The sequence below is a fragment of the Ezakiella massiliensis genome (genome assembly GCF_059862345.1).
Genome location: NZ_JCBCEO010000001.1, coordinates 1 through 17784, shown reverse-complemented (window position 1 = coordinate 17784; position 17784 = coordinate 1). Strand labels below are relative to the sequence as shown.

The window sequence follows — 17784 nt, the reverse complement described above, 5'->3', positions numbered from 1 at the left end:
AATTCAAGTCATTGTCTAATGTTTTTACTAAAATTGAATGTATTGTTTTTTCTTTCAATTTTATTTTTTATCTTGATTTTATCCTGCAAATGCACTAAGATATATTTAGCGAGGTGAATTATGAAGAAAATTGTTGTTATTTTAACTGGCGGCACTATTGCTATGAGGATTGACCCCAAACTGGGAGCTGCAATTCCATCTCCAGTTGCCGATGAACTCATGAAAAACGTTAAGTCCCACATCCACGGTGTTTACATAGAGGAGAGGGAGATTTTTAATATTCCAAGTCCCCATGTCACTCCAGACAGAATGGTTGAGATTAGAAACGAAGTTTTAAAGGCCCTTGACGAGGAGGACGTAATTGGTATTATCGTTACACACGGGACGGACACCTTGGAAGAGACAGCCTATTATTTGGACGTGACTATAGATAACAAAAAGCCAATCGTCGTAACTGGTGCCATGAGAAATGCATCTGAGCTTGGCTATGATGGGGCTTTAAATTTAACTGCTTCAATTGCAACTGTCTTAAATGAAGAATCTGTGGGCCTGGGCACGCTTGTAGTTATGAATAACGAAGTGCATTCAGCTGCTCAAGTCACCAAGACCAATACCCTATCGGTTAACACTTTTAAATCTCCTGAGCTTGGACCTTTGGGGATTATAGATAATGACGAAGTCCTTTATTATAGGCGAGAAAAATCTGTCAACAAATGCTGTGTAGACAAACTTGAACACAAGGTCGGTTTGATCAAGATGGCTGTTGGTATTGAATCGGATATTTTTGATTTTTATATAGACCACGGCTACAAGGGTTTGGTCATCGAGGCTCTCGGCAGGGGCAATGTCCCTCCAGCAACTATGGCCGGCATTAAAAAAGCCATTGCAAAAGACATTCCTGTGGTTTTGGTCTCCAGGTGTGCAACAGGTCGTGTCCTTGGCAGCTACGGCTACGAAGGCGGTGGCAAACAACTCTTTGAAGAAGGCGTTATAAACGGCGGCTATCTGCCTGGACAAAAGGTAAGAGTTGCATTGATGGCCCTAATTGCGGCTGGCAAAGGTAAAAAAGAAATCGAGGAATTCTTTAAAATATAATGAATTTAATTGAGTACACAGACGATTTTTCACCCAACGGCTATGCCCACTCAAAGGACTTGTACCTGGATATAGAGACGACTGGCGTCCGCAGGTACGCGGACTTTGCCTGGTGCATCGGCTACAGCTATATAAAAAATAATGAAATTCATTCCAAGCAATTGTTATTAAATAATTCCAGCGATGAGCTTGCGAGTTTGTCTCTTCTCCAACATGAAATGGACAGGTTTGATCGGATAGTTACCTTTAATGGGGACGTCTTTGACCTGCCCTTTCTTTTTAATCGAGCCAAATCCTATGGTATGGAACTAAGTTTTCCAAAAGAACGAGTCGACCTCTACAAACTCCTACGCGCCAACAAAAAATTTATGATGTTGGATAAAATCAATTTAAAAACTGCAGAAATTTTATCTGGGATAGACCGCAATGACAATGTGTCAGGCTATGAGACTATCAAGCTCTATGAGGAAGTCGTAAGGACTGGCGACGAGGCCAAGAGAGATCTGCTATTGAAGCACAATTACTACGATGTAAGAAATCTGCCAATCCTTATGAAGATTTTTCTGCCAATAAAAAACGCCCGGACAATAGACTTGGACGAGCAAAGTTTTTTTGTAAATGATTTTAATGTGGTCGGCGATAGCCTGGAGGTCAGAATTTCTTCTAAAAATGAGAGCCTATCTATAAATTACTACGATGAATTTGTGGCCATAGATGGGAGCAAGCACGAAATTATAATTCGTTTTAAGATCAAAACTGCCCTAAAAGACGGAAAGGTCATATCCTACTTCGCGCACAACAATCGGGTCTTTCAAATGGAAAAGCTTTTTTATCCTATTATTAAAGAAGAAGTGACTGGGGCTTTGGAAAATATTTGCAAATAAAAATCGCCTTTGATCTTATAAAACCAAAGACGAATGATGATAAGGACTTAGTCATAAGTCCTTTTTTATTTTAAACTTTTGGCAAATAAAAAAGCCGCGAAAAACGGCAGGGCTAATAAGTATTTAAAATCCTTAAGCCTCATCGCTAAATAAAGGCGGGACCACGATTCCAAATACTAGTAATAAAACTAAAATAATTACAATTAAAATTATCAAAGCTAAAGCATAAACCATATAATCACCTCATGAATATATTATAGACCATAAGGAAAAAAACTTCAAGGCGAAAGGTACCCCCTTATTTCCTTGTACGGGTTTAAGGGGGCAATACAGAATTTCTAGATTTTATATTATATGGAAAAATAAATACAAATGAAGAGCCTGAAAATTAGTCCTCAGGCTCTTCATTTTTTTCGTCTTCTTTGTTTCTATTATCTAGCATTAGTTCTTGATTCTTTATTATCTCTTTAAGAAGTTTATTCTGTTCATCTAGATAATCGCTAATCATTGCTACTGAAAACCAAAATATTATAATGGTCCCTAGATGAATGTAAGGATTTGCAGATACTATATTGATTGCTATTCCAACAAGTACAACAATCATTAAATATAATTTATTTTCCATTCGTTTTCACCTCAAAATACTGGCATCCACAACCATCTAGCATCTGTTGAGAACAAAAATTCGCGAGCCCTTATCTAATCTTATTTACATGAAGCTTGGTAGATGCTATCTACTGATTCTTCTAATAATTTGTCGAATTCAAATTCGCCCATTTGTGCCTTGAGGCCTTCTGTGAGTGCGCGTGAGAATGATGCAACTACGCCATGGTTTTCGGCAAGTCTCTTGTTGGATTCTTCACGTGAGTAGCCGCCACTTAGGGCAACAACTCTGATTACTGCAGGATTATCATAGAGGCATTCATATAGGTTAGCCTTTTCTGGTAGAGTTAGTTTAAACATAAGTGCTTGGTCGCCCCAATTTTTTAATTCTTCGACTAAGGCTGCCTTTAGAACTTCTTCAGCTTCAGCTTTTTTATCCATGGAGATGGTAATTTCAGGTTCAACTATTGGAACTAATCCGCCATCTGCAATTCTCTTGGCGTATTCAAATTGTTGTCTAACAATTTCCTTGATGCCTTCTTCATTGAGCTCATTTATAACAGATCTCATCTTGGTACCAAAGATATTCCTTTCCTTGGCACGGGCAATCTTTTCATCCAAGTCTGTGATGTCCTTCATAAGTCTAACACCGTCTTTTTCATCAGCTAGACCAAGGTCAACCTTTAAAAATGGAACGATTTTCTTTTCTTCCCATAAGAAGTCTCCTGTATACTTGTCATCAATCTTGGAATCCATGGTTACTTCAAATAAAATAGCGCCGATAATCTTTTCACCTGTGAATGATGGTGATTTAATAATGCGTGTCCTCATTTGATGGACAATGCTAAACATTTCTTCATCATTACCATAGGCATCCTTGTCGATACCGTAGTTTAGTAGGGCCTTTGGTGTTGACCCACCACTTTGGTCTAAGGCTGCAATAAATCCCTTGTCTTCCTTCATTCTTTTTAACATTTCTTTGTTCATAGATTACCTCCAATAATTTATGTATTAATTATACCATATATGTCTAATTTTATCCAATATAAGGGAAAGTCCGTCATCAATTGCAAATTGAGCCTGGATATAGTAAAATAAGCCTAGTATATAAAAGGAGTAGACCATGCACTTAAGTAAAATTTTTAGTAGATTAAATATAGATGAGAATTATGATTTTGATATAAAAAAGATTGAGACCAACACAAAAAATTGCGACGATCACACCCTCTTTGTCGCCATCAAGGGGACCCGGGTGGACACCCACGAAGAAAAATATCTGATGGAAGCCTACAATAATGGCGCCCGTGCTTTTATAGTTGAGAGAGAAGTGGCCATGCCAAAGGACGCAGTTGTTTTTGTGGTGGAAAATTCCAGAAAAACCCTGGGCCTGGTCTCATCCAGCTTCTTTGGCCACCCATCCAAGACCCTACGGGTAATCGGAGTTACAGGAACCAAGGGCAAGACCTCAGTAGCTTTTATTATCAAAGAAATTATAGAAAAATACGGTTTTAAATGTGGAGTCATCGGCACGAGTGGAATTTTTTACGGTGACACCCATATCAAGACCAACAACACCACGCCCGATCCCTTTACTTTGCAAAAGGCCATGCGCGAAGCCGTAGACGCTGGCGTTCAGTACATGGTTATTGAAGTTTCCAGCCAGGCCATGAAGCAGTCACGAGTTTTTGGGACCAGATTTATGGCAAATATTTTTACCAACCTCTCGCCCGACCACATTGGGCCACTTGAACACGAAAATTTTGAAGAGTATAGGAAATGGAAGAAAAATATTTTATTATTAGCCAAGAAAACTATTTTAAATAAGGACGACGAAAATTATGAATTTATGATTGATGGCCTAAAAAATCCCCACGTGAGTGTTGGCAGGTCTGAGGCTGATTTCGTAATCACAAATGAAAGCGAAGACGCCTTTGATTTAAACGGCAAGCACATAGCGACCAACCTCCACGGTTCTTACAACAGGATGAACCTTGCACTTGCCCTGGCAACCTTAAATGAAATTGGTTTTTCTTTTGATAAGCTAGCGGGCTTGGCAGGAGATTTAAAAATTCCTGGCCGCATGGAAGTCTTAAATTATAACGGTCGCAAAGTCGTAATAGACTACGCCCACAATAAATTATCCATCGAGTCACTTTTAGACGAGATCAAATCATGGAATCCGAACAGGATTTTAATCGCAGTTGGCTCTGTGGGAGGACGGACCTATGAACGCAGGCACGAAATCCCCGAAGCCGCCAACAAATACGCCGATGAAATTTATATTACATCGGATAATCCCGACTTCGAAGACCCAGAAAAAATCTTAGACGAAATGGCCAAGTACTCGACCATCAAGACCCACACAATCGCCGACAGAAAAACAGCAGTCGAAACCATGCTTGCAGATTCCAAACCAGGAGACGTAATAGTCATCGCCGGCAAAGGCGACGAAGATTTTCAGTTGATTGAGGGAGAAAAAGTCCCATATTCAGACAAAAAAACAGTTGAAAATTTCATCAAAAGACATAAATAATTTTCCCCACACAAAAACCCCAGACAAAATGTCCGGGGTTTTCTTTTCTTAAAATTGATGGTTCATATATGGTTTTAATACGTCTGGGATTTCGATGGTCCCGTCTGCATTTTGAAAATTTTCTATGACTGCTGCGTAGCACCTGCCGACTGCCAGACCACTTCCGTTTAATGTGTGGACAAACTCTGGTTTTCCTCCGGCTTCACGGCGGAATTTAATGTTGGACCTGCGAGCTTGGTAGTCTTCAAAGTTGGAGCAGGATGAAATTTCTACATAGCGGCCATAGGATGGCATCCAAACTTCTATATCAAAAGTTTTGGCTGCTGAGAATCCCAAATCTCCGCTGCAAAGGGTGACAACCCTGTATGGAAGATTTAAGGGTTTTAAAACTTCCTCTGCATCGTTTCTAAGTTTTTCTAATTCTTCATAAGAATCTTCTGGCTTGGTGAATTTTACCAGCTCAACCTTGTCGAATTGGTGGTTTCTGATGAGGCCTCTGGTATCGCGACCAGCGCTGCCCGCTTCCCTTCTAAAGCAAGGTGTGTAAGCTGTAATTGCGATTGTCAAATCGTCACCGTCAAGTATCTCATCTCTAAAATAATTTGTCAGAGGAACTTCTGCTGTTGGAATTAGAAACAAATCGTCCTTGTTAACATGGTACATATCTTCTTCAAACTTTGGCAGCTGGCCTGTGCCCGTCATGGATTCGCGGTTGACCACAACTGGCAAATGCATTTCGTGATAGCCGTGCTTGTGTATGTGTAAATCCAACATAAAGGATGTGATGGCCCTAAGAAGTGTGGCGCCCTCTCCCCTAAAGATTGAAAATCTTGATCCAGAGATCTTGTTGGCCCTTTCAAAGTCCAAGTATTTTAAATCTGTGCCCAAATCCCAGTGGGCCTTTGGTTCGAAATCAAAGACGCGTGGAGTTCCAACCTTGTACTCTTCCCTGTTTTCGCTGTCATCGGTGCCAACAGGTACAGATTCGTGGGGTGTGTTTGGAATTTCAAGAAGAGTTTCTCTTAATTCTTTTTCAACTTGGCTTTGCCTTTCGTCCAAGACTTTAATTTCGTCGGATAATTTTCTCATATCAGCAAAAATTGCTTCTGTGTCCTTGCCTTCTTTTTTGAGGCGGGGAATTTCCTTGGAAATTTTATTTTGTTCGCTCTTCATATCCTCAACTTTGGAAATGATGTCGCGTCTTTCTTCGTCAAGTTTTAAAGCCTGGTCAAGAGGAAAAGTTCCCTTGCGTTTTTCTATGGCCTTTTTAACTTGGTCATAATCCATTCTGATTCTTTTAATATCAAGCATATTTATATCCTTTCTTATCTAAGTATTTATCTTTTCAGCCGCAAATTGCTGCCAGTAAATTCAATGTTTTTTGAATTGCCAGTTATCCTGGAAAAAATCCTATCCGCATAGCGTTTGGACAAGTCCATAAGGCTGAGATTGGAATTTATAATAAACTTCTTGCCAACGCTAGTCCTGTAATTGATGATGTCGTAAAGATATCCAGCGTTCATGTTGTTGGCCTGTTCTGTGCCCAGGTCATCGATTATGAGGAGGTCACAGGTCTTTATCATCTGGTCTTTTTGGTCCATATAGTCCTTGTTGTCAGCGGAATTAAACTGCCTATCCCTACAAAAATTCATAAGCTCAATGGCCGTTAGATACAAAACTGTAAAGCCCCTGTCCCTAACTTCACTTGCAATGCAACCAGTCAAATAGGTTTTGCCAGTCCCGCTTAGCCCGTAGAAAAAGAGCGAGTCCTCTTCGTTTTCAAAATTGGCCGCGTACTTTTTTGAGAGCTCATAAATCTTTTCCATATTGGCCCTGGGCGAAGATCCGTCCTTAGCCTGGTCGTCAAAGATTCCTATATCAAAGTTGGCAAAGTTATTATCCTTTATTATACCACCATTTTCCCCCAAATTGAAGTAAGCGTTTATAAGTTCTTTTTTGAGACACTGGCAGACTTTACCGTTCACATAGCCCCTGTCTTCGCAGAGCTTGCAATCAAACTCTGGCTTGTCTGCACCTTCTAATCCTAGGTCCTTTAAGAGCTTGTTCTTTTTATCTGTAATGGCCTCCATCTTATTTTCGTCGTAGACCCCTGTCAAGATTACCTCTTGGCTGGCCTCTATCATTTCATCTTCAATGGCTTGAAGGTCAGGGTGGGCTTGTAATATTTTTCTGTAATTTTCGCTGGCCTCGTTTAATTTTTTTTGTCTTTTTACATTAAAGAGGGATTCAACTTGATTTCTAATATCCATTATAAATCACCCTTCCATCCCAAGAGCGCTTTGAGGTCATCGTCATCGTAGTCATCAGTTTGCCTAGAGCTATCGTAATCAAAGCTGCCTGGTTTTTTATTTTCATAGGACTTGGTCGGCTTGTTTTCAATTGCCTTTAGGGCATCCTCAGGCGTCTTTACTCCCAGGTCGTGCCAATTTTCTATAACCGCATTTACATAGGCCACATTTGGCTCGCGGATATTTACAGTCTGTGCACAGGCCAGAGAAATTATATCGTCGCCATAACCATAATCGTATTTCCACTTATTTATCATATTCACAACCGCATCGGTCATGTCCCTGTGCTTCATATTAAGAGACTTTCTTACGGTTTCTATGTGGGAATTTAAGTTTGCGTCCATGTCGTCCATGTCGTCGATAACTTCGTCCAAAGTCATCTTACCTTGGTCATGCCAGCGTCTCAAAATCCCCTTTACATAGTCCAAATTTTTTATATTTTTCATATCATAGGTCAAACTCATAGCATGAAGGACCATTTCAGTATCCATATTAAACTCTTCCATCCAACCAATCAGGCGTTTCTTTTCCTCTGGTGCTAGCTGCCTGCGGACAATATGGTCGCAGGAGTTAAAGAAGTCTCTGATGGCCGGATCTTGGTTGAGCTTGATCAGATTTTCCTCTGGGCTAGGAGTTGATAATTTCACCTGGCTAGCGGATTCCGCTATGGCCAAATTCTTGAGCGTTAGTGAATCCACATCAAAGAAAATAATTTCCCCGTCACTGCCTTTTTTTACAATTCCTTCATCTACCCAATAGTTAAAGGCCTTGTCAATCTCGTCTTGGCTAAGGGCCAAAGTTTCTCTAAAGTCTTCATCAGTCACCATTAATTTATTTCTTAGCAAATAATAGGCGTAGAGATAGACCTTTACATAATTTCCAGGCGCCGCTGGTAAAAATGTAGAAAAAAATAAATTTGAAATCGACGTGCGTTCTGGCAGCACATTGTCAGCTTCTATAAATCTCACACCCATCACCTCCTATTTCCATGAGATAGTTTTTGCAAATCGTAAGACCAGGCAAAAATATAAAATGCTTTTTCATATCGCTTGTAATAGCAGATCTGTCTCCATCAAAGAAAGAATAAGACCGCTTTATATATTTAAAGCCCAGTTTTTTATATAAGTTTATGGCCCTCTCATTAAAAGCGGCCACAGTTAAATCCATCTTCTTAAAGCCCCAGGAAAAATATTTTCCTAAAAAATCTTTCATAATTTCAAAACCATAACCCTGACTTTGAAAGTTGGGATCCATTACCAGGCCCAGCCTGGCAGTGCCCTCTTCCCTGTCGATATTTTTTATAGATAAATAACAAATAACTTGGTCGCCTAGACAATAGACATAGTATTCATTGTAGGCGTGCTTGGTTTTTTCGTGGTGCCAATACATGCACTCCTCTGGAGTCCGCGGCCAAAAATCATAGGACTTAAGTAAGGGATTTTCATTGGTCCCCCAAGTCCTCATGGCCAAAACATGGTCCAAGGTCATTTGATCGAAGAAAAATTTATTCATAGTTAGATTATAAACCACAAGGGCAAAAACTTCAAGCAAAAACCCACGCTTGGGAGCATGGGTTAGTTTTGATAAATTTTATAATATTTTTTTGTAGAAAAAATTCTCCGCATGTGATGCAAGAATCTTTTTAAATTTTGGTCTTTTTTGTAATTGCAAGTGTAAGTCGCATTTTTTATATAAGGCTTTATGAGTTTTAAATCATCCTCGTCCGCATATTTTTTCAAGACGCTTTTTGCACAAAAGAGCCAGAGGGCTGGCTTTTCATTTCGCACTTGGGGGAGACTCTTGCCGTAAACCAAATCTTCTATTACATATTTGGCCAAGTTTTCTCCGCTAGCCGTCACCACAAATGACGACCTGCCTTGGCGGAGGTTTATTTCAAAAACCTTGTACTCATCGTCCCTGCAATCGTATTTAAAATCAAAATTTGCAAAGCCTCTGTATTCTATATCGGTCAAAAACTTTTCTATTTCACCATAGAGCTTGTCATTACCCATAGAAAAAAGTGCATTGTAATTGCCGATTTGACTTGGCAGGCACTCGTCAAGCACGCATTTTGCGTAGGATAGAAGAGTGACCTTGCCCTTTGAATCAACATAGGCATTAAGGACGCCCATGTCCTTTGAATCGCCTGGTATAAAGTCTTGGACAATAATCTCGCCAATGTAACCGTGGCCGTAAATTGTGTCGATAATTTCCCTGGCTTCAGCAATAGTCTCTGCCCTGTAGGCTTTCTTTTTGCCTGGAAAATCTATGTGGGCATAGGAAATCGAATCGTTGGTCTTAACTGCCAGTGGCGGAACTAAATCACAGGCTCCAAAGTCCTCGGCCTTGTCAATTACAAAGGTCTTGGGATATGGAAGGCCATGGACTTCTGCAAGCTTGTAAAAGTCGACCTTGTTTTCAAGTTTTTTCTGCATGTCTTGGCTGACCAAATTAAATAAAAAATATTTTTCCAAAAACTCACGATTTTCAATTGCAAGTTTAACATAGCCATCGCTGCATGGAAGCAAAACCAGCTTTACTCCTTGGTCAATTAGAGCCTGGCCTTGATCTTTTAAAAATTTTTCTATGCCAGCTCTAAAGCCATCGCCATCGAAGTCCGGATAAGTATTTACCTGGACAATCTTGGAGGCGTCTGTGTACTTGAGTCTAGATACGCCAAGAGCAATCGAAGTCTGGTCGTATTCCATGTGAACAGACCTGGCCATAGAATATGCATTTATATCCGTTCCTAAAATAATCGCTTTAAAATCCATTATAAATTCTCTTCTAAAAACTCCATTAATTTGTCCAGGGCTCCTTCGTTGCCATCTTGAACTTTGACTTTGACGGTGTCTCCTGCCTTGGCTGCCAAACCCATAAGGCCGATTAGGCTGTTGGCCTTGGCTGTTTTGCCATTTTTTTCAATTTCTACATCCACTCCCAATTCTTTGACCAAATTTACCAAAAGTGCGGCCGGTCTGGCGTGGATACCTATTGGATCTGTGATTTTAAATTCTCTTTCAATCATAAACTACCTCATTTTATTGGCTTATAGCCTTTCTTTTCAGCTTCTTCTTTGGTGGTAACAGCATTTTCCTTGTCAACCTTGTAACCATTAGTAATCATGTGGAGGGCCAAGGACTTTGGAATCGTAATTGACTTTTGACTGTCAATATTCATTACGTAACTTTCCTTGAGCCTTTCATTTTCGCCATCAATTCCCTTTAGGTGGAGGCGTTTGATCATATATTTGCCATTGGCCTTGTCAATATAAAAACGCAGGTCAACATCCTCGTTGGTCTTGAGATCCTTAAAATAATCGTGCAGGCCTCTTAGGTCCTTGCCCTTGACCCTTGCATTATAAATGAGTTCTGTGTTGGACTTTTTGTCTGCTTTTAAAATATCCTTGCAGGCCAAAAAAGCATCTTGGAGCTCCTGGTACCTGTTGGTTTTTTTATCATCAGTTTCAGTCCAAGCCCAATTGGAATCTGGAGTTGTAAAGTTGACCATGCCGTCTATAAAATAATAGCCATAGCGTTCCACAAACTCGTCGCTCTCACCTATAAAAGTCTTGGTGTCCCTATAAAATTCAGAGATTTTACCTTTGTTTTCTTCATCAAAGAGAATTAGGTCTTGGTCAATTACCAGCAAGTCCCTGTCCTCTGGATTTTTAATTTGCGTTAATACCTCAAGATAGGTTGGGGTCTCCCAAGCTTTTGTGATGTCCTCAACCGACTCGCTCTTGCATCCTAAAAAAGATAAGGCTGCTGCAAATGCTAACAATATAATTATTGGTTTTTTCATCTTAATCTTACACCTTCTTAACTGCATAAATTACGTTATCGCCAATCCTGTTTATATTGAGGTACAAGGCTTCCTTGTCCCCAGGATTTAAGTTAATATATCTGACGCCTTCGTCAAACCTGGTTGAGGTTGGCTCCTTGAGATTGGTTATTACAAACACCCTCTTGCCGGCGTCAACTAGGCTTTCAAAAGTTTCCTTAAGGAGCTGTCTTTCAATTGGATTTATAATTCCCAGCTCATCCTTAGACCCACCTGCAATTGATATCAAAATATTGGATTCGGTCCCGTTTTTAACCCTGGTGAGAAGCTCATTCCACTGATTAATATCGCTGGCCCTGAGTCCTCCCTTGGTATTTTTAAAGTTTACAAATAAAGTGTTGCCGTCTGCCACGACCATGTCTTTGGCAATGTTTGCTGAGTTTAGATTCGAATTTATTAGAGCAACTTTTTTGTGATTTGCAGTTGCATTTTTTATTTTTTCTGCATCTGCACCCTTGCCTGCAACCACGACTGCTATATCAGTCGAAGCCAAGTCCGCTGATCTCAAGTGGTCGTTAAAGAGAGTCCTTTGATCGGTAAACATCGCAGACGTATCTGGATTTATAACCGCAGCTATGTCTTTGATGAAGAAATTTCCCTTAGCGGAGTTGATATCTCCAGGATTTGAAATGCTGATTGATTTTAACTTTATATCGGTTCCTCCTGGAAGTTTGGCCCTCCATTCGGTGTAGCCGCCAAGTTTTAAATTTTCTTCAAAGACTTGTTCAGATTCAACTCCATCCACCACAACCTTGGTTGAGAGAACTGCGTCCTCACCATGGTTTTTAGTAAAAATTGAAAGCTCTGTGGTGTCCTTTGGCATGGTTGGCGGATTAGCAAAAGCTAAAGTGGCAACCTTGGTGCCTTTGACCTTGGCAAAATTATAATCAAGTCTTAGGACCTTTCTCTTGTCTTCCACAATTTTAATAGTAGAAGTTGATCCCTTTGGGCTGGCAAAAGTTGTGAGCCCATCTGCAGATCCCAGAGGATTTACGCTTTCCTTGCGGGCTGATGAAGTCACGACAATTCTATTCTTTGCATTGCCAAAAGCTAAAACTATGGCTCCATTTGTCTTGGAGCTATTTCTCTTAAAGACATTGTTAGTAATAGTGCCAACGCCGCCGACTACAGAAGTCTTTAGCTCGTGAGCACGGATAAGAGCCCGGTTACCAACAGCGTCAATACCGTAAACATTTGGAATCCTATATGAACCGCCAGCTGATAAACCCAAGGTATCTGTATCTAAGAGTAAAACGCTCGGACTATCCAAAACTTCCATGGAAACTGTTTCGCTCAAATTTCCGTAGGTGACTGTCAAATCCATCATGCCAGATTCAGTTGGCATAAAGCTGTGTTTGTTGACCTTGATAGGCAGGTTTGCAGTGAGCTTGACCTGTGATATGTCAGCCTTTACAGGGTTGCCGTTTATATCATAAGCTTCTATATTTATCCACTTGGTGGTGTTTTTAAATAATTTTTTGCCCTCGGTTATAACTTTAATTTTCACTGGTTGACCCACAGTTGAAGTGGATTTAACACCAACACCATTTAAAACTGAGCGTTCAGATGAAATGTGATTTACAACCTTGGCCTTGCCGGAATTTACATCCTTAATAGCCATAGTTGTTGAACCGCCACCGTCTAGGTTGACACCGTCGGTCGCACCAAAGGATATCAAAAGTTCCGCAAGCTCGGACATTTCCATGCCATGGTACTGGCTCCTGCCATCCACAGTTACCAGGAAGATATCCCCAGTCTGCTTGTTAAAACCAATAGCCGTACGCGGATGCCTGCCAGGGGCATCTATGCCTTCATTTACAATGGCCCCGTCTCTTAAAATGACAGCACCAGCACCAATGCCAAATTTAATATTATTTATATCGACACCAGTAATATTAAAGGTAATGTCCTCACCAACATTTGGCAGATAGAGGCCATCTTTAACATTTAAAACATAACCGTTATCAGGAATTTCCAGTGGATCACCTTGGTCAGCCCTGGCGATTACCTTACCATTAAGAACTGCAATTTCAGTTTGTGAATTGACTTTGCCGCCGCGGGATTTCTTACCCCAAGCGCGGGTGTACATGCCAGTTGATCCGTAGTTGTTAGGCTTGTTGACAATGCCAACAGGAATGGTCTTGCCGCCAACGCTTACGCTCATGGCAATATTTAACTTTTGAATGCTGGCTTGGTTATTGTTATCAATGGTTAAACTTGGTCCGTCCCCATTAGAATAAATGACTTGGCCGTTTTTAATAGCTGGTCCAAGTGGGAAGGCTGGATTGTAGTTAAAGAAGTCTCCATTGATGCCAGCAGTCACTCCGTGGCCATCAACCATCTTGGAAACCGCCATGCCTCTTGAAGTGGTGTCGTAATTGTAAATCGGCACCAGGCTAACAGTTGGATCATTTAAATTAAATTTAATAAGATTAATCCCCCTGACCCCATCAGAAGTAAATTGTAAAATCTCTTCATAATCTACCCCCTGGGCTATGGTCTTGGCCTCTTTCTTTTCTATATAATTGTATTGTGGCTTGGCAAAAGCAAAGGATGTCGACATGAGCATCGATAGGCACAAGGCCACAAATCTTTTTTTGTTTTTCAAATAAAAAACCCCCATTTAAATTTTAAAAAGTATACAATAATTATATACTTTTGCCAGACCATAGTCAAATAAAAATGGCAAAAGACACTTAATTGTAAGCCATTTGTAATTAAGAGCGAAAATTTTGCCTGCACTTATCTAATCATATCTTTGCAAATAAAAAAGCCATACTCTTTGTATGACTCTTTTAAAATTCTTTTTAAAAATTCTTGTAGAGGTCGATTTTATATCGGCCATTTCTCATATCTCATTATGAAATTTCCCTTGTATTAACACCCAATAAAAAAGGAGTAGGTCTCCCTACTCCCAATTCTTTCCTCATTGTCTAATGAGTTTTGCCACCGGTAACTTTGATATCTGAATCGTTTTCAACAATGGCTTCAATTGCAAGCTCAAGAGCTTTTACAATTATATCTAAAGCCATTGATGGCATATTCTTTTTGTCTGTAACTTGTTCAGGCAAAAATGGAATGTGGATAAAACCAGTTCTCATCTTTGGATATTCAGTCGCAGCTATGTGGGCAACGCCGTATAAAACGTGGTTGCAGATAAAGGTACCTGCTGTATTTGAAACGCTTGCAGGGATTTTGCCTTCCTTGATGTGTTCAACCATAGCCTTGATTGGCAGAGTTGAGAAATAAGCGGCTGGACCATCTGCAGCAACTTTTTCATCAATTGGTTGGTTGCCTTCGTTATCCTTGATCCTGCAGTCGTCGCAGTTGATGCCAACTCTTTCAACTGTAATGTCTGGTCTGCCACCAGCTTGGCCGATTGATAAAACTACGTCTGGTTTTACTTCCTCAATCTTTTGTCTGATCTTATCAACAGATTTTCCAATTACTGTTGGAATTTCCAGTTTGATAATTTCTGCTCCCTTAATTTCATCTGGTAATTTTTTTACAGATTCAATGGCAGGGTTGATGGATTCGCCTCCAAATGGATCGAATCCTGTTACTAAAATTTTCATTAAATCACTCCTTTTTCAGTCTAAAAACCAAATACTAACATTAATATAATGTGAACAACTATAAGTGCCAAAGCAACTGGAGCTTGAGCCTTCATAATTGCATATTCACTCTTTGTTTCGAGAATAGCTGCAGGAACAATGTTAAAGTTTGCAGCCATAGGTGTCATAAGGGTACCGCAGTAACCGCAAGTCATACCTAGAGCACCAATAACAGCTGGGTCTCCACCATTTGCAATTACAAATGGAATACCAACACCAAGTGTAATAACGGTAAAAGCCGCAAAGGCATTACCCATAATCATTGTAAAGATAACCATTCCCAAGCAGTAGGCAATTACGCCAAGAACTTTTGCTTCAGGAGGTACGATTGCAGCAACACCAGAACCAATAACTTCGCCAACTCCAGCAGCAGCAAAAACTGTACCTAGAGCACCCAGAAGTTGTGGTAAAAGTGATGAAGAACCGATTGTCATAAGCATCTTTGCTGTGTCTTCCTTGGTTTCCTTGAACTTAGCCTTTGTAATAATTAAAGCAATAATAATTGCAATTATTGATGAAAAACCAAGTGTTTGAGCAGCTGAAAATCCAAAGAAAACTGGACCTGCTTCAGTTTCACCTACAGGAATCTTGAAGCTCTTGAATTGAGCCATGATCATAGCAATAATACCAATAGAAAGTGCAGGAATAAAAATCTTGTTTCCTACTCTTTTGCCATATTTTACTTTTTGTTCTTCGCTTTGGCTTTCAAATTCACCAACTTGAACTTGTTTGGTCAAAGTTAAAGCGCCTAGTACTAGTAAAAGTCCGCCAACAATTGCTCCGCCGTGTTCAAGATTGTTAATTAAAAGCTTGCCTGTGCAGAACAAGAGACCAAGTAGAGTCCAGAAAAGAAAAGTTCCAGTAGGAGCCTTTTTGTTCTTAAGACCTCTAATACCGGTCATAATACAAACCAATCCACACAATACGTAGATGATTTCATCGATAATAACAGAATTTGCAGATATAAATTTAAACATTACGCATCATGTCCTTTCTTAATTTTCTTTCAAATAGATAGCATTGCAAGAGAGCTAGAATTAGCATAGCAAGGCCAGCTAAAATCGAAGACTTTGCAATGTCGCCATTTGTAACATCGAAACCAGCTTGGTTAAGAGTACCTTGAATCAAAAGTACACCAGAAGCTACAGGGAAAATATTTTGTCCAAAAAAGTTTCCGTAGTTTTCTGCAGCACCTGCTAAACCCTTGAGTTCATCTAACCTCTTTTCCGAAAGATCAACCTTCTTTGTAGCAGCACCTTCAGCCATAGGTAAGATAAGTGGTCTAACAAATTGAACGTGACCGCCAAGTCTTAGTGACAAAGCAGCTGCAGCCCATCTAATTAAAATATAAAGGCCAACTACGCCACCAGCACTAGCTGATTTCAACTTTTGAATAGCTTCCGCTGCCCTATCCTTTAATCCATACCTTTCCATAATAGCGATCAAAGGTAAAGACAGGAAGAAAAGTGACATGTATCTGTTGTTTACAAAACCCTTTCCAATTATATCCAGTACTTCTAAAAATGGAATACCAGCAATCAAACCAGTAACCAAACCGGATATAAGAACAACTGCTACAACATCAAGTTTAAGTACAAAGCCTAAAACTATGAGCAGTACGCCAATTAATACCCAATAGTTCATACACGAACCTCCTTAAATAAATTTGATTTTTTAGAATAATCATAAATTCAAGCGCCGCATAAATTATAATAATAGAATAAAACATAATATACACTTCACTTGATTAAATTATACCCTTTGATAAAATACATAAAACAAGAAAAATAAAAAAATGTTAAAATAAAATAAAATTTTACAAATGAGTGCAAGGACAAATATAAGACATAAAATTAAATACATAATTTTTCAAAATTAATCCCCAAAAATTTTGAAACGGAGGCATGGCCCCCCCAATTTTTAATGGTCGGGATGAACCACGACCTCTACAACGTTCTTATAAATTTACATAGGCAAAATATATTCATCCATATTTTATTTTTGTGCTTGTATAATTGAAAATTCCTCAATCCCACAAGGGGATTTCGGTATTTTTCGGTCCACATTCTCCTCAGATTGTTGCAACCAATCAGAAAAAATTCGGTCCACATAAAGTGGACCCTACACGCTTCGCTGGATTTTTCCTTCTTGGGCAACAAGTTGCGTGAGTCACTGCTAGCCAATCGAGCGTCGTTATCACTCGCTCTCTTAGGCGTGGCTGCAAGTGGACCCTACACGTGATACGCCTTAAAATACAAATGCCATTTATACCAATAACCTTCATTCAAAAATCGCTCTGCGATGTAGCGGCCGTGGTTTATCCCGGCCATTTCGGGCCCGATACCGGGTCCACCCCGGTTGAGGGTTCGACCCAACAATATGAATTACACAACCAAAAAAGCATACATAATTTATTTATCAATCAAAAATATTTACAAATACAAAATGAAACTAAAAAAGCAGCTACAAATGTAGCTGCTTTTTAATTTTCTGTATATTTTGGTAAGAACATCTCTACCAAAATTTAGCTTTGGCCATAAGATTCACCAATCGGTCAATTTCTTGGCGACCATTTCAGGATCGCCGCTACAGGAAATTGACCTCTTTGGCTAGGGCTTCGAAATTTGATGAATTTTTCTACTAAAAAAGCAACCACAATTACGTGATTGCTTTCTTATTTTGTGAGGAAAAACGGATGAGATTCGCGAAGTGCAGAAATTTTGCGAATGAGGTGGGCTCGAGTGCCCTCCGCAGTGAGCAAATATTTCGAAACAAGCGAATGTCGCCGTTTTAACCACAAAATTTATTATTCTACGATTTCTGTTACTACTCCCGCACCTACAGTTCTGCCACCTTCTCTGATAGCGAACTTTAATCCCTTTTCTATTGCGATTGGTGTGATG

The 17784-nt window shown here is 39.8% G+C and carries 17 protein-coding genes; 3 read left to right on the top strand and 14 right to left on the bottom strand.

The genetic code is table 11. The features are described 5' to 3' along the window. The first annotated feature begins 120 nt into the window (after positions 1-120). Both AC6FXG_RS00085 and AC6FXG_RS00080 read left to right on the top strand, forming a co-directional pair. Positions 121-1095, top strand: coding sequence for an asparaginase (locus AC6FXG_RS00085; protein WP_500571061.1), 975 nt, complete (start codon positions 121-123; stop codon positions 1093-1095). Further along, positions 1095-1979 carry a ribonuclease H-like domain-containing protein gene (locus tag AC6FXG_RS00080; RefSeq protein ID WP_500571060.1) on the top strand — a complete coding sequence of 295 codons (885 nt, stop codon included), beginning with the start codon at positions 1095-1097 and terminating at the stop codon, positions 1977-1979. The genes AC6FXG_RS00085 and AC6FXG_RS00080 overlap by 1 nt, the downstream gene beginning before the upstream one ends. 388 nt (positions 1980-2367) lie before the next feature. Here AC6FXG_RS00080 and AC6FXG_RS00075 read toward each other — a convergent pair whose 3' ends face one another. Next, complete coding sequence (locus AC6FXG_RS00075) at positions 2368-2604, bottom strand: hypothetical protein (RefSeq protein WP_500571059.1); 237 nt, start codon at positions 2602-2604, stop codon at positions 2368-2370. Positions 2605-2684: 80 nt separating this feature from the next. After that, a complete protein-coding gene (locus tag AC6FXG_RS00070; protein WP_500571058.1) occupies positions 2685-3569 on the bottom strand; it encodes a fructose bisphosphate aldolase in 885 nt (294 codons plus the stop codon). Positions 3570-3705: 136 nt separating this feature from the next. Between AC6FXG_RS00070 and AC6FXG_RS00065 the strand changes: the two genes are divergently transcribed. After that, positions 3706-5115, top strand: a complete 1410-nt coding sequence (locus tag AC6FXG_RS00065) for a UDP-N-acetylmuramoyl-L-alanyl-D-glutamate--2,6-diaminopimelate ligase (RefSeq protein WP_500571057.1) — start codon at positions 3706-3708, stop codon at positions 5113-5115. Between the two features lie 48 nt (positions 5116-5163). Here the strand turns inward: AC6FXG_RS00065 and serS are convergent, their stop codons facing one another. From serS to AC6FXG_RS00005, 12 genes are all read right to left on the bottom strand, one after another. Continuing rightward, positions 5164-6426, bottom strand: a complete 1263-nt coding sequence (serS, locus tag AC6FXG_RS00060; protein ID WP_500571056.1) for a serine--tRNA ligase — start codon at positions 6424-6426, stop codon at positions 5164-5166. A 26-nt stretch (positions 6427-6452) separates the two neighbouring features. Then, complete coding sequence (locus AC6FXG_RS00055) at positions 6453-7385, bottom strand: ATP-binding protein (protein WP_500571055.1); 933 nt, start codon at positions 7383-7385, stop codon at positions 6453-6455. Then, complete coding sequence (locus AC6FXG_RS00050) at positions 7385-8392, bottom strand: DnaD domain-containing protein (RefSeq protein ID WP_500571054.1); 1008 nt, start codon at positions 8390-8392, stop codon at positions 7385-7387. Before AC6FXG_RS00050 ends, AC6FXG_RS00055 begins: the two co-directional genes overlap by 1 nt. Continuing rightward, on the bottom strand, positions 8373-8975 hold the full coding sequence (locus AC6FXG_RS00045) for a GNAT family N-acetyltransferase (protein ID WP_500571053.1): 603 nt from the start codon (positions 8973-8975) through the stop codon (positions 8373-8375). Before AC6FXG_RS00045 ends, AC6FXG_RS00050 begins: the two co-directional genes overlap by 20 nt. 23 nt (positions 8976-8998) lie before the next feature. Beyond that, positions 8999-10198, bottom strand: coding sequence for a carboxylate--amine ligase (locus AC6FXG_RS00040; protein ID WP_500571052.1), 1200 nt, complete (start codon positions 10196-10198; stop codon positions 8999-9001). Further along, the gene (locus AC6FXG_RS00035) at positions 10198-10452 is read right to left on the bottom strand and encodes an HPr family phosphocarrier protein (protein ID WP_500571051.1); all 255 of its coding nucleotides are present in this window, start codon (positions 10450-10452) and stop codon (positions 10198-10200) included. Before AC6FXG_RS00035 ends, AC6FXG_RS00040 begins: the two co-directional genes overlap by 1 nt. A gap of 8 nt (positions 10453-10460) precedes the next feature. Then, a complete protein-coding gene (locus AC6FXG_RS00030; RefSeq protein ID WP_500571050.1) occupies positions 10461-11228 on the bottom strand; it encodes a hypothetical protein in 768 nt (255 codons plus the stop codon). Between the two features lie 7 nt (positions 11229-11235). Continuing rightward, entirely contained in the window at positions 11236-13875 is a 2640-nt protein-coding gene (locus AC6FXG_RS00025) for a phosphodiester glycosidase family protein (RefSeq protein ID WP_500571049.1), read from the bottom strand. A 325-nt stretch (positions 13876-14200) separates the two neighbouring features. Continuing rightward, positions 14201-14842: a pyroglutamyl-peptidase I gene (gene pcp, locus AC6FXG_RS00020; RefSeq protein WP_500571048.1), complete on the bottom strand. Its 642-nt coding sequence runs from the start codon at positions 14840-14842 to the stop codon at positions 14201-14203. 20 nt (positions 14843-14862) lie between these two features. Next, complete coding sequence (locus AC6FXG_RS00015) at positions 14863-15858, bottom strand: DUF979 domain-containing protein (protein ID WP_500571047.1); 996 nt, start codon at positions 15856-15858, stop codon at positions 14863-14865. Next, on the bottom strand, positions 15851-16525 hold the full coding sequence (locus tag AC6FXG_RS00010; RefSeq protein WP_500571046.1) for a DUF969 domain-containing protein: 675 nt from the start codon (positions 16523-16525) through the stop codon (positions 15851-15853). Before AC6FXG_RS00010 ends, AC6FXG_RS00015 begins: the two co-directional genes overlap by 8 nt. Before the next feature lie 1162 nt (positions 16526-17687). Continuing rightward, the coding region (locus AC6FXG_RS00005; protein WP_500571499.1) for an EF-Tu C-terminal domain-related protein at positions 17688-17784 on the bottom strand (97 nt) is incomplete at its 5' end.